We start from the raw sequence: 14187 nt of genomic DNA on the forward strand, positions 1-14187 counted from the left end.
TTCATGCCGTCCGGCGGCCGTCAGTCCAGGCCCGCGAGCCACTTGGCCACCGTGGCGGCCGTCGTAGGCGCGTCGGTGTCGATCAGCGTGAAGTGGTGCCCCTTCGCCGTGCGGACCTCGTCGGCGTGTGACCACGTCGTCTGCCAGTTGCGGGCCTCCGCGTCGAACGCCTCCCCGGCGCGGACCAGCAGCGACGGCGTCTCGATGCCGCCGATCGCGATGCTGGGCAACAGGTCCATGTACCGGGCCATCGCCGTCAGCTTCGCCCGGTCGAAGGAGCCGTACTGCGACTCGTTCGCCAGCATGCCCTTCGCCAGGTCCGCCGCGCCGTCGCCGATCGCGTCGTCGCCGTTGATCACGTACGTGTCCAGGAGCACGATGCCCGCGGCCGGGGTGCCGCCGCGCTCCAGGCACTCCGCCACGGCGTGCACCAGGATGCCCGCCGAGGAGTACCCGAGCAGCGCGAACGGCCGGTCGCCGGCGGACTTGCGCAGGCTCTCCGCCAGCACCTCGACGATCGCCTCCGGGGTCGCCGGAAGGGCTTCTCCCGGCAGGAAACCGGGCATCGGCACGGCGTGGAGCTCCCGGCCGTCGTCGAACCCGGCGGCCAGCTTCGCGTACTGGTAGACACCGCCGGTCGCGACCGGCGTGCTGAAGCAGAACAGCTGCGCCCCGGCCGTGCCCTCCTTCAGCCGCACCGGGGCCGGCAGGCCGTCGATGTCGGCGGACGAGGTGAACGCCGGGCGGAGGTTCGCCACCGCGGCCAGCATGCTCAGCCCGTCCTGCACGCGCCCGGCCCGCACCGCGTCGGCGAACACGTCCGCCAGCGCGTCGGGTTCGCCGGCCGGTTCGGGGGCCGGCCCGGAACCGTCCAGTTCGGACAGCAGGTGGGCGGCCAGCCCCGCCGGGGTCTGGTGGTCGAAGACGACCGTCGGCGGCAGCCGCAGCCCGGTGTCCTCGTTGAGCCCGTTGCGCAGTTCGACGGCGGTCAGTGAGTCCAAACCGGACTCGAGGAAGTGCCGCTGCGCCTCGATCGCGCTGCCGCCGGAGTAGCCGAGCAGGCCCGCGGTCCGGTCGAGGACCAGGTCGAGCACGGCCCGTTCCCGTTGCAGCGGCTCGAGCCCGGCCAGACGCTCCTTGAGCGTCGGACCGCCCTCCGCCCGCGAAGCCGTCCGCCGCGTGGGCGGAACCAGTGCCCGGAAGGCCGGCGGGACGTCGCCGGATTCCGAAGCCGTGTCCACCTTCATCGGCACCAGCAAGGCTTCGGGCCGGGCGGACGCCGCGTCGAACAGCGCCAGGCCTTCCTCTGTGGACAGTGGTGACAGGCCGGTGCGCGCCATCCGCGCCCGGTCGGCCTCCGACAGCGTCGCGGTGGCGTCCCACAGCCCCCACGCGAGGGACTGCGCCGGAACGCCCTGAGCGCGACGGTGCGCGGCCAGCCCGTCCAGGAAGCTGTTGGCAGCGGCGTAAGCGCCCTGGCCGGCGTTGCCCAAGAGCCCGGCGACGGACGAGAAGAGCACGAACGCACCCAAGTTCGACGTCAGCCGGTGGAGGTTGAGCGCGGCGTCGACCTTCGGCCGCAGGACCGCGGCCAGCCGGTCGCGGGTCAGCGACGGGAGGGTCGCGTCGTCCACGACCGCGGCCAGGTGCACGACCGCGGTCAGCGGGTGCTCGGCCGGGATCGCGGCGAGCACGCCTTCGAGTGCGCCGGCATCGGCGGCGTCGCAAGCGGCGACTGTGACGGAAGCGCCCAGCTCGGTCAGCTCCTCGACCTGGCCGGGTGCCGCACCGCGGCGGCTGACGAGCAGCAGGTTCCGCACGCCGTGCTCGGTGACCAGGTGGCGCACCAGCTGGGAGCCGAGCGCGCCGGTGGCGCCGGTGACGAGCGTGGTGCCGTCGGCGTCGAACGTCGTCGCGGGGGCGTCGGACGACGGCGCGAGGCGCGTCAGCCGCCCGCCGTACGCGACGCCGTTGCGGACGACGAGCTGCGGTTCCCCGGCGGCCGCGAGCCGCGGCAGCAGGGCCGCCGAACCGGCGTGGTCGTCGATGTCGGCGAGCACGAACCGGCCCGGGTTTTCCGACTGCGCGGAGCGGATCAGGCCCCACACTGACGCACCGGCCAGGTCGGTGACGTCTTCGCCGTCGAGCGCGACCGCGCCGCGGGTGACCACCACCATCGTGGCCTGCGACCCGCTCAGCCGTTCCCGCACCCGGTCGAGCGCCCGGGCCAGGGTGTCCGTCACCGAGTCCGTGGTGAGCAGATCGAGGATCTCGACGTCGGACACCGGGCCGGCGGGCACGGGGACCGGCTGCCACGCCCAGCCGTGGAGTGACTTGGGCGGGCGGACCACCGAAACGCCCGTCGCCCCGGCCCGCAGCACGAGCGAGCCCACCGAAGCGACTGGGCGGCCGGTCTGGTCCGCCAGCTCGAGCGAGACGGAGTCGGCGCCGAGCGGGACGACCCGCACCCGCAGCCGGGACGCCCCCGCCGCGTGCAGCTCGACCCCCGTCCACGCGAAGGGCAGCCCGCCCGCGACCGTCACGGCGTCGCAGAGGCCGATCGCGTGCAGCGCGGCGTCGAAGACGGCCGGGTGCAGCCCGAACCCGGCGGTCCCGGCGTCGGCCGGGACGACCTCGGCGAACACCTCGCCGTCGCGGCTCCAGGCCGCGCTCAGGCCTTGGAACGCGGGCCCGTAGCCGAGTCCGGCGGCGGCGAATCCTTCGTAGAGCCCGTCCAGGTTCAGCGGTTCGGCACCGGCGGGCGGCCAGGCCGTCAGCCCGGCCGGCTCCGCGCCGGCAGCGGGCGCCAGTCGGCCCGCCGCGTGCCGGACCCAGGGGTCGTCGGTGTCGGTCTGCGAGTACACGGAGACCGCGCGGTGGCCGGCAGCGTCCGGCTCGTCGACGACGACCTGCAGCCGCACCTTGCCCAGCTCCGGCAGCACCAGCGGTGCTTCCAGGGTCAGCTCGTCGAGCCGCGGGCAGCCGGCTTCGTCCCCGGCCCGCACGGCCAGCTCCACGAAACCCGCGCCGGGGAAGATGATCGTGCCCCCGACGGTGTGGTCGGCCAGCCACGGGTGCGTGTACACCGAAATCTGCCCGGTCAGCACCACCTGCGTGGAGCCCGCCACCGCGAGCGCGGCGGAGACCAGCGGGTGCTCGGTCGAGTCGAGCCCGGTCGCGGTGAGGTCACCGGTGGCGTGCAGGGCTTCCATGTCGACGTCCGGCCAGTAGCGGCTGCGGTGGAACGCGTACGGCGGCAACGCGACACGCTCGGCGCCGCGGAACAGCTTCGCGCCGGTCAGGCCCAGGCCGTGGGCGAAGAACCGGCCCGCGGCCAGCTGCGCGCCCCGGACCTCCGCCTGCGTCTTGGCCCGCAGCGGGATCACCACGGCGTCGCGCGGGTCCCCGGCCAGGCAGCTCTGGGTCATCGCGGCGAGGGTGCCGTCGGTGCCGAGCTCGACGTACCGGCTGACTCCCGCGGCCTCGAGGGCGTGGACGCCGTCGAGGAACCGGACGGACTGCCGGCAGTTGGCCACCCAGTACTCCGGGTCGGTCCAGCGTTCCGGGTCCACCGCAGCGCCGTCCACTGTGGACACGATCGGGATCCGGGCGGGCTCGTAGGTGAGCTCCTCGGCGATCTCGCGCAGCTCGTCCAGGATCTCGTCGAGCAGCGGCGAGTGGATCGCCTGGCTGATCACCAGCCGCTTGGTGCGGCGGCCCTGCGCCGTGAAGTGCTCGGCGATCGCGAGCACGTCGGTCTCCGCGCCGGAAACCACGAGCGACGTGGGTCCGTTGATCGCCGCGATCCCGCAGGCGGCGGTGAGCAGCGGCGTCACCTCGTCCTCGACGGCTTCGACCGCGACGACGGCACCGCCGGAAAGCTCCTGCATGAGCTGGCCGCGGTGGGCGACGAGCTTCACCGCGTCCTTCAGCGAAAGCACCCCGGAGACGTGGGCCGCGGCGATCTCGCCGACGGAGTGCCCCATCAGCACATCGGGACGCAGGCCCCACGACTCGACCAGGCGGTAGAGGGCGACCTGCATGGTGAAGAGCGCGGCCTGGGTGAACGCCGTCCGGTCGAGCAACTGGGCGTCGGCCGTGCCTTCCTCGGCGAACATGACCTGCCGCAGCGACCGGCCGAGGTGGCCGTCGAACAACGCGCTCGTCTGCGTGAAGGAGTGCTCGAAAACGCCGAACGCGGCGCACAGCTCGCGGCCCATGCCGGGCCGCTGGGTGCCCTGCCCGGGGAACAGGAACGCCGTCCGGCCGCCGCGGGCGGTCCCCCGCACGACGGCGGGCGAGTCGTCGCCCGCGGCCAGTGCGGTGAGCCCGGCGATCAGCTCGGCGCGGTCGTCCCCGGCCACCGCGGCGCGGTAAGGCAGCACCGGTTCGCGCACGGCCAGGGAGAAGCCGACGTCCAGGGGGTCCAGCTCCGGGTTCTCGGAAAGGTGGGTCAGCAGCGCGGCGGCCTGCAGCGGCAGGGCCTCCGGGGTGCGCGCGGTCAGCAGCCACGGCGGCAGCGCCGAGGGCCGCTCCCCCGCGGCACGCACGGGCTCGACCGCTTCGGCCGGCGGTGCCTGCTCCAGGATCACGTGCGCGTTGGTGCCGCTGTAGCCGAAGGCCGACACGCCGGCGCGGCGCGGCCGCCCCCGGTCGGGCCACGGGATCGTCTCGGCGAGCAGCCGCACGGCGCCCGCGGACCAGTCGACGTGCGGCGACGGGTCGTCGCCGTGGCGGGTCATCGGCAGCTCGCCGTGGCGCATCGCGAGGATCATCTTGATCACGCCCGCGACGCCGGCCGCGGCCTGCGCGTGCCCGATGTTCGACTTGACCGACCCCAGCCACAGCGGCTCGTCCTCGGACCGGTCCCGGCCGTAGGTGGCGAGCAGCGCGTTGGCCTCGATCGGGTCGCCCAGCGTGGTGCCGGTGCCGTGGCCCTCGACCGCGTCCACTTCGGACGTCGTCAGGCCGGCGAGCTTCAGTGCGCGCTTGATCACGCGTTCCTGCGACGGGCCGTTCGGGGCGGTGAGCCCGTTGGACGCGCCGTCGGAGTTGACCGCGCTGGAGCGGACCACGGCGAGGACCTCGTGGCCGTTGCGCCGGGCGTCGGACAGCCGCTCGACGACCAGCAGGCCGACGCCTTCGGCCCAGCCCACGCCGTCTGCCGCCGCCGAGTAGGCCTTCGTCCGGCCGTCGGTGGCGGTGCCGCTGTTGTCGAAGTGCACGAACGGTTCCGGCGAGACCAGCGCGGCCACGCCGCCGGCCAGGGCCAGCGAGCAGTCGCCCTGCCGCAGCGCCTGGACGGCCAGGTGCAGCGCCACCAGCGATGACGAGCAGGCGGTGTCGATCGACACCGCGGGGCCTTCCAGCCCGTAGGTGTAGGCGACCCGGCCGGACACGACGCTGCCGAGCGCGCCGGAGCCGCGGAACAGGCCGTTGTGCTCGACCGTGCCGAGCGGGCCCGGGTCGTAGTCGGACTGCATCACGCCGGCGAACACGCCGGTGTCGGTTCCCTTGAGTGACAACGGGTCGATGCCCGCGGACTCGCACGCCTCCCAGCACGCTTCGAGGAGCATCCGCTGCTGCGGGTCCATCATCACGGCTTCGTTCGGGCTGATGCCGAAGAAGCCGGCGTCGAAGTCGGTGGCGCCGGTGACGAACCCGCCGTTGGGCTCCTTGCCCGAGGCCGCCGCCATGCCGAGCCAGTAGTCGAGGTCCCACGAGCGGTCTTCCGGGAACCGCGAAGTGCCGTCGCGGCCGGCCACCACCAGGTCCCACAGCTCGTCCGGGGTGGTGACGCCGCCGGGGAACCGGCAGGCCATGCCGACGATCGCGATCGGCTCGTCGGTGCTCGCGACGACGACGGTTTCCTGGGGCTCCCCCGCGTCGCCGAGTTCGCCCAGCAGCGACTCGTGCAGGTGTGCCGCGAGGTCGCCCGCGGTCGGGTAGTCGAAGACGAGTGTCGCGGTCAGGCTCAGGCCGGTGGCCTCGTTGAGCGCGTTGCGCAGCTCGACCGCGGTCAGCGAGTCGAACCCGAGGTCCTTGAACGCGCGGTCGGCGTCGACCAGGTCGGCCGAGCCGTGGCCGAGGACCGCGGCCGAGTGCTGGACCACCAGGTCGAGCAGGTGGTCGAGGCGCTTCTCGGCGGGCAGCCGGATCAGCTTGCCCAGTAACGAGTTCGCGCCCGCGTCGCGGTCGGACACCGTCCGACGGGACGCCGGGACGAGGCCGCGCAGCAGGTCGGGGACGCCACCGGCGTCGCGCCACGCGGGCAGGTCGAGCTTGATCGGGACGTACAGGTCGCCCGCCGCGCCGACCGCGGCGTCGAACAGCGCCAGGCCCTCGTCGACGCCGAAGGCGCCGAGGCCGCGCTTGCCGTGGGTCTCCCCGGCCATGCCGGCCGACGACTCCCACATGCCCCACGCCAGCGAGTGCGCCGGCTTGCCCTCGGCGCGGCGCACCTCGGTGAGCGCGTCCAGGAAGGCGTTGGCGGCGGCGTAGTTGGCCTGGCCCGGCGCGCCGAGCACACCGGCGGCCGAGGAGAACGTGACGAACGCGGTGAGGTCGCCGGCCAGCTCGTGCAGGTGCCAGGCGGCCAGGGCCTTCGGGTCGAAGACGCCGTCGATGCGCTCAGGTGTCATCGAGGCGAGGACGCCGTCGTCGAGCACACCGGCGGCGTGGACGACCGAGTTCACCGGGTACTTCTTCAGCAGGGCACGGACCTTCGTGCGGTTCGCGAGGTCGGCGGCCACGACGGTCGCCTCGGCGCCCAGCTCGGCCAGCTCGGCCACCAGCTCCGGTGCGCCGGCGGCGTCCGGTCCCCGGCGGCTCACGAGCACGAGGTTCTTGACGCCGTGCTGCCGCACGAGGTGCTTCGCGACGAGCTTGCCCAGCGCGCCGGTACCGCCGGAGAGCAGCACCGTGCCCCAGTCGGGCGTTTCGGCGGCCTCGGGCACGGCGCGGGCCAGCCGCGGCACGGTCACCTTGTCTTCGGCGACGCGGACCGAGGTCTCGTCGGCGGCGGAGATCGCGGCGAGCTGCTCCGGCGTCGCGGTGCCTTCGACGAGCACGATCCGGCCCGGGTTCTCGACCTGGGCCGAGCGGACGAGCCCGGCGACGGCAGCGCCGGCCAGGTCGGCGGCGGTCACGACGATCAGCAGGCCGGACGCGTTCGCGGCCGACCACTCCTGGATCTCGGACAGGGCACTGTGGACGGCCTTCTTCGCTGCCGCGGCGGTCGTTCCCGGCTTGACCTCGTACACGGTGAGGTCCGGCGCTTCGGAGACGTCCGGCAGCGTCGCCGGCACCCAGTCGACCCGGTAGAGGGAGTCGGTGCCACCGGGCTTCGCGCGGGCCGCGGCGAGCTGTTCCTCGCTGATCCGGCGCAGCCCCAGCGCGCCGACGCGGGCGACCGGCGCCCCGGCCGAGTCGGCCAGCCGCAGCTCGACCGTCAGCGGCCCGGCCGGACGGACGTGCACCCGCAGCGAAGCCGCGCCCGCGGCCAGCAGCTCGACGTCGGACCACGAGTACGGCAGCGTGGTGCCCTCCCCCGCGGCACTGCTCAGGCCGACGGCGTGCAGCGACGCGTCGAAGACCGCGGGGTGCAGGCCGAACGCCTCGGCGCCGAGCCGGTCCTGCTCGGGCAGGGCGACTTCGGCGTAGATGTCCTCGCCGGCCCGCCAGGCCGCGCGCAGGCCCTGGAAGACCGGGCCGTAGGCCATGCCGGACTCGGCCAGCAGGTCGTACATGCCGTCGATGTCGACGACCTCGGCCCCGGCGGGCGGCCACGCGCTCAGGTCGAACGCGGTGCCGGCCGTGGCGGGGGCGAGCGTGCCGTCGGCGTGCCGGGTCCAGCCGCCGGTGGCGGCGAGGTCGTCCGGTCGCGAGTGGACGCCGATCGGGCGGGACCCGTCGGCGGCGGGCTTGCCGATCCGCACCTGGATCCGCGCGGCGCCCTTCGCGGGCAGCACCAGCGGGGCGTGCAGGGTCAGGTCGCGGACGCGGCCGCAGCCGACCTCGTCGCCGGCGCGGACGGCCAGCTCGACGAAAGCGGTACCGGGCAGCATGATCGCGCCGCCGACGACGTGGTCGTTGAGCCACGGGTGGGTGGTGGCGGAGATCCGGCCGGACAGCACCACGCCGTCGGCGTCGGCCAGCAGGGTGGCCGCGCCGAGCAGCGGGTGGTCGACCGGGTCGAGGCCGATCGAGGAGACGTCGCCGGACTCGTTCGACACCTCCAGCCAGTACCGCTGGTTCTGGAAGGCGTAGGTCGGCAGGGCCGCCTGGCCCGCGCCGCGGGCGGCGAAGTGCGCGGCCCAGTCCGCCGCGACACCGCGGACGTGCAGGGTGGCGAGGGCGGTGGCGACGGCGACGTCCTCGGGGACGTCCCGGCGCTGGGCCGCGACGGCGACCGCGGTGTCGGCGGACTGCGGGACGGCGGCGGTCAGCGGCGCGTCCGGGCCCAGCTCCAGGAACCGGTTGACGCCCTCGGCGGCCAGCGCGCGCACGGCGTCGGCGAACCGGACCGGCTGCCGGACGTTGGTCACCCAGTACTCGGGATCGGTCAGCTCGGCGGAGACCTCGGCGCCGGTGACGCTCGAGACGACGGTCAGCTCGGGCTGCGCGTAAGTGAGACTCCTTGCCACGGCGCGGAAATCGGCGAGCATCGGGTCCATCAGCCGCGAGTGGAACGCGTGCGAAACCTTCAGCCGCGTCGTCCGGCGTCCCGCGTCGACGAACTTGTCCCCGATCGCGATGACCGCGTCTTCGTCGCCGGAGATGACGACGGAACGCGGGCCGTTGACGGCGGCGACGTCGACTGTCCCTTGTGGATCGTAGGCGGCGACCTCGTCGGCCGTGCCCTCGACCGCGACCATCGCGCCGCCGGTGGGCAGCGCCTGCATCAGCCGGCCGCGGGCGGCGACCAGCTTCGCCGCGTCGGCGAGGGAGAGCACGCCGGCGCAGTGGGCCGCCGCGAGCTCGCCGATGGAGTGGCCGCACACCGCGTCCGGGACCAGGCCCCACGACTCGACGAGCCGGAACAGCGCGACCTCGAAGGCGAACAGGGCGGCTTGCGTGTTCTGCGTCTGTGACAGGGCGTCCGCGTCGGTGTCGATCACTTCGCGGATCGGGCGGTCGAGGTGCTGGTCGAGCTCGGTGCAGGTCTCGGCGTACGCCTGGGCGAACACCGGGTACTTCGCGGCGAGGACCGAGCCCATACCGGGACGCTGGGAACCCTGGCCGGAGAACAGGAACGCGGTGTTCGTCTCCCCGCGGGCGACGCCGGTCAGCGCGCCCGGCTCGCCGTCGGCGAACGCGCGCAGCGCGGCGAGGAGCTCGTCGCGGTCGCTCGCCACGACGGCGGCGCGGTGGTCGAGGTGCGTGCGCCCGGCGGCCAGCGTGCGGGCGATGTCGAGCGGCTCCGCGGGGTTCCCGTCGAGGTCCGCGAGCAGCCGCGTGGCCTGCGCCCGCAGCGCCTGCGGCGTCCGGCCGGACAGCACGAACGGGATCGCGGCGTCGTCGCGCGGCGTCTCCTCGGCGGTGTCTTCGGGGTCCGGGGCCTCTTCGAGGATGACGTGGGCGTTGGTGCCGCTCAGGCCGAAGCACGAGACGGCGCCGCGGCGCGGGTGGCCGTTGCGCTCCCAGGGTCGCCGCTCGGTGAGCAGCTCGACCTGCCCGGCGCTCCAGTCGACCTGCCGGGTCGGCTGGTCGACGTGCAGCGTCTGCGGCAGCACCCCGTTGTTCAGGGACAGGACGATCTTCAGCACGCCGGCGACGCCGGACGCGGCCTGCGTGTGGCCGACGTTGGACTTCACCGAACCCAGCCACAGCGGCGAGTTCTCGGGGCGGCCCTGGCCGTAGGTGGCGAGCAGCGCGCCGGCCTCGATGGGGTCGCCGAGCTTGGTGGCGGTGCCGTGCGCCTCGACGACGTCGACCTCGTCGGGGCTGACGCGGGCGTTGGCGAGCGCCTGGCGGATCACGCGCTGCTGCGCGGGACCGTTGGGCGCGGTCATGCCGTTGGACGCGCCGTCCTGGTTGATCGCGGTGCCGCGGACGATCGCGAGCACCGGGTGGCCGTTGCGGCGAGCGTCGGAAAGCTTTTCCACCAGCAGCATCCCGCAGCCCTCGGACCAGCCGGTGCCGTCGGCGGAGTCGGCGAACGCGCGGCAGCGGGCACTGCGGGCGAGCGTGCCGTCGAGGCTGAACTCGACGAACGTGCGCGGCGTCGACATCACCGAGACGCCGCCCGCGAGGGCGAGCGAGCACTCGCCGCTGCGCAGCGCCTGCACCGCCATGTGCAGCGCGACGAGCGAGGACGAGCAGGCCGTGTCGATGGTGACCGCGGGCCCTTCCAGGCCGAAGGTGTAGGCGAGCCGGCCGGAGATGACACCGGACGAGCCGTAGCTGCCCTGGTAGTTGTGGTACATCGTGCCGGCGAAGACGCCGGTGGCGCTGCCCTTCACCGAATGCGGCGCGATGCCGGCGCGTTCGAAGGCTTCCCAGGAGGTTTCCAGGAGGAGCCGCTGCTGCGGGTCCATGAGCAGAGCCTCGCGCGGGCTGATGCCGAAGAGGTCGGCGTCGAAGTCCAGGGCGTCGTGGAGGAAGCCGCCTTCGCGCACGTAGCTCGAGCCCGCACGCTCACCGCTCGGGTCGTAGAGGCGTTCCAGGTCCCAGCCGCGGTTCGCGGGGAACTCACCGATCGCGTCGATGCCGCCGTCCAGCAGGCGCCAGAGCTCCTCCGGGGACGTGGCGCCGCCCGGGAACCGGCAGGCCATGCCGATGATCGCGATCGGTTCCCGCGCGGCGTCGGTCAGCCGCCGGTTCTTCTCGCGCAGCCGCTCGCTCTCCTTGAGGGAGGCACGGAGCGCACCGACCAGCTTGTCTTCGGAGTTGCCCACGAGTCCTCTTTCCTTCCACGTCGCCTGCGCTGGAAAGGGGGATCGCGCGCGCCCCCACAGCAATGGAGCTGACGATACGAGCGCGCCGCGGGCGCACCCACCCCTAAAGGCCCCGGATGACACGGGAATCCCGCCCCTAGGCCGGCCGTCCGCGCCCCCGCCAAGGTCCGCTTTAGACGGTCTTTAGGGGTTGTCGGTCCTGGTCGGCGGTGTCAGATTTCCGGAAGACACTTCTGTTGCTCGCGATGCCGTGCGACGGCACTTCCATCAGCACCAAGACTGGGGATCCGTTATGCGCAGGAAAATAAGCAAGCTGCTGGTCGTGGGAGCGCACGGCGACGACGAGACGCTCGGCGCGGGCGGCACCATCGCGCGGCTCGCCGATGAGGGCGTGACGATCGCGCTCTGCATCCTGACCAACGACGACGGCTCGCGGTCGGCCAACGGCGCCGGTGTCGTCAACCGCACCGCCGCGATCGAGCTGGCCGCGAAGACCCTGGGCATCGAACGCGTGCGCATCCACGAGTTCGGCGACAACCGCCTCGACACCGTCAGCCACCTCGAGCTCAACCGGACGGTGGAGAACGAGGTCCGGGACTTCGAGCCCGACACGATCTTCACCACGAGCATGTGCGACCTGAGCACCGACCACGCGCTGGTCAGCCGCGCCGCCCGGGTGGCGGGCCGGCCGGGCAAGGGCAGCGTGCAGGAGGTGCGGACCTTCGAGATCCGCTCGGCCACCGACGTCGGCGAGGCGTCCGGGCTGCCGGTCGCCTTCCGCCCCAACTGCTGGCAGCGCCTCGAGGAGACGCACGTCGAGCGCAAGATCGAAGCGTTGCGGGCGTACGGCAAGGAACTCGAGCCTTGGCCCCATCCGCGCAGCGAACGCGGGGTCCGCGCCCTGGCGGAGTACCGCGGTTCGCAGATCTCCACCGGCCTCGCCGAGGCTTTCGAAATCGTCCGGGCCGTGCACTGACACCGCCCCTCACCACCTTTTATGTGCAAGAGACGGGTGAACCGCAATGACGAGTACTGTCGCTGAACACGAAATCCTGGCCGAGCTGAACGAGCTGACCTCCGTCGCGGTGATCGGGATGGGGTACGTCGGGCTGCCGACCGCGCTCGGCCTGCACGAGAGCGGTGTCGGGATCATCGGCATCGACCTTTCGCAGAACCGCCTCGACTCGATCCGCTCCGGCGAGGTCGACCTGATCGAGGCCGACCACCGCCGGCTGGAGAAAGCCGTGCACCAGGAGGACTTCCAGCTCACCGCCGACCTGGCGCGGATGGCCGAGGCCGACGCGGTCCTGGTGTGCGTGCCGACCGGGCTGGACGAGTACCTGATGCCCGACCTCGGCCCGCTGGAGAGCGCCTGCACGGCCCTGATCGCGCACGCCCGGGCCGGCCAGACGCTGATCCTCACCTCCACCAGCTACGTCGGCACCGCCGGGCGGCTGCTGGTGAAACCGCTGGTCGCCAAGGGGTTCAAGGTCGGCCGCGACATCTTCGTCGCGTCCAGCCCAGAGCGCATCGACCCCGGCAACGTCACGCACACGCAGCAGGAGACCCCGCGTGTCCTGGGCGGCGTGACGCCGGCGTGCACCGCGATGGCGCAGCGCGTCATCAACTTGCTGACGCCGGCGGTGCACTGCGTCAGCTCGGCGGAGGTCGCCGAGCTGACCAAGCTGTACGAGAACACCTTCCGCGCGGTGAACATCGCGCTGGCCAACGAGTTCGCGGAGATCAGCGACGGCTTCTCGATCGACCCGATCGAGGTCATCGACGCGGCGGCGAGCAAGCCCTACGGCTTCATGGCCTTCCACCCCGGCCCCGGCGTCGGCGGCCACTGCATCCCGTGCGACCCGCACTACCTGCTCTGGCAGCTGCGGGCGACGCAGCAGAACGCACCGCTGGTCACCCAGGCCATGCACGCCATCGCCGAACGCCCCAAGCAGGTCGTCGACCGCGTGGTCAGCACGTTGTCCCGCAACGGAAAGGGCCTCGCGGGCGCCCGCGTGCTCGTGGTCGGCGTAACGTACAAGCCGGGCGTCCAGGACGTCCGGTCGTCGTCCGCGCTGGACATCATCGACCTGCTGGCGGCCAAGGGCGCGAAGGTCGGCTACCACGACCCGCTCGTGTCGACCATCCGCGTCACCGGCGGCCAGCTGGACAGCGTCGTCGAGCCGGAGGGCGACGAGTGGGACGTCGCGCTGATCCACACCATCCAGCCCGGCCACGGGTACGACTGGCTCGGGCAGTGCCCGGTCGTCATCGACGCCACTTATCGCTTCGACCCCTCGCTCTTCGCGAACTGAGAGGACACGACGTGCGTTACCTCATCACCGGCGGCGCCGGTTTCATCGGCTCCCACCTGACCGAGCACCTCCTGGAGCGCGGCCACGAGGTCGTCGCGCTCGACAACCTCAGCACCGGCACGCTCGACAACCTCGCCGGCTTCCGGGACAACCCGGGCTTCCGCTTCGTGCGCGGCTCGGTGACCGACCCCTCGGCGGTCGAGGCGTGCATGGCCGGCATCGACGCGATCTTCCACCTCGCGGCCGCGGTCGGCGTCTTCACCATCCTCGACAAGACGATGGAAAGCCTCCGCACCAACCTGCACGGCACGGAGAACATGCTGGACGCCGCGCTGCAGCACGACGTCCCGATCCTGGTCGCCTCGACGAGCGAGATCTACGGCAAGAACACCGCCGACGGCCTCACCGAGGACGCCGACCGGATCATCGGCTCGCCGCTGAAGAACCGCTGGTCCTACGCCGAGGCGAAGGCGCTGGACGAGACGTTCGCGTACCTGTACGCGGTCGAGCACGGCCTGCGCACGGTGATCGTCCGCCCGTTCAACACGGTCGGCCCCCGCCAGACCGGCCGGTACGGGATGGTCATCCCGCGCTTCGTCAAGCAGGCACTGGCGGGCGAACCGATCACGGTGTTCGGCGACGGCCAGCAGACGCGGTGCTTCTGCCACGTCCACGATGTCGTGCCGGCGCTGGTCGCCCTGTTGTCCGACGAAACGGCGTACAGCAACGTGTTCAACCTCGGCAGCACCGAGCAGACGACGATCGCCCAGCTCGCCGAGCGCGTGATCTCGGCGACGGGCTCGTCGAGCACGATCGCGAAGGTGCCGTACGAGGAGGCTTACGGCGACGGTTACGAGGACATGCAGCGCCGCATCCCGAACTGCGAGAAGGCGTTGGGCCAGATCGGGTTCTCGCCGACGCGGACGCTGGACGACATCATCGCGGCGGTCGTCGCGGACCAGCGCGGTTCCTGA

General features: G+C 72.9%; 4 protein-coding genes. 3 read left to right on the forward strand and 1 reads right to left on the reverse strand.

From position 1 onward, the window contains the following. Nucleotides 1-20 precede the first annotated feature (20 nt). A complete protein-coding gene (locus AB0C38_RS11890; RefSeq protein WP_360670580.1) occupies nt 21-10898 on the reverse strand; it encodes a type I polyketide synthase in 10878 nt (3625 codons plus the stop codon). A 292-nt stretch (nt 10899-11190) separates the two neighbouring features. Between AB0C38_RS11890 and AB0C38_RS11895 the strand changes: the two genes are divergently transcribed. The 3 genes from AB0C38_RS11895 to AB0C38_RS11905 are packed head-to-tail and all read left to right on the forward strand — an operon-like array spanning nt 11191 to nt 14187. Then, nucleotides 11191-11874 (forward strand): PIG-L family deacetylase, encoded by a 684-nt coding sequence (locus AB0C38_RS11895; protein ID WP_360670583.1) that lies wholly within the window; start codon nt 11191-11193, stop codon nt 11872-11874. A 46-nt stretch (nt 11875-11920) separates the two neighbouring features. Next, complete coding sequence (locus AB0C38_RS11900; protein ID WP_360670586.1) at nt 11921-13213, forward strand: nucleotide sugar dehydrogenase; 1293 nt, start codon at nt 11921-11923, stop codon at nt 13211-13213. 11 nt (nt 13214-13224) lie between these two features. After that, the gene (locus AB0C38_RS11905; RefSeq protein WP_360670589.1) at nt 13225-14187 is read left to right on the forward strand and encodes an NAD-dependent epimerase/dehydratase family protein; all 963 of its coding nucleotides are present in this window, start codon (nt 13225-13227) and stop codon (nt 14185-14187) included.

It is taken from the genome of Amycolatopsis sp. NPDC048633, assembly GCF_040650695.1.
Lineage (GTDB): Bacteria > Actinomycetota > Actinomycetes > Mycobacteriales > Pseudonocardiaceae > Amycolatopsis.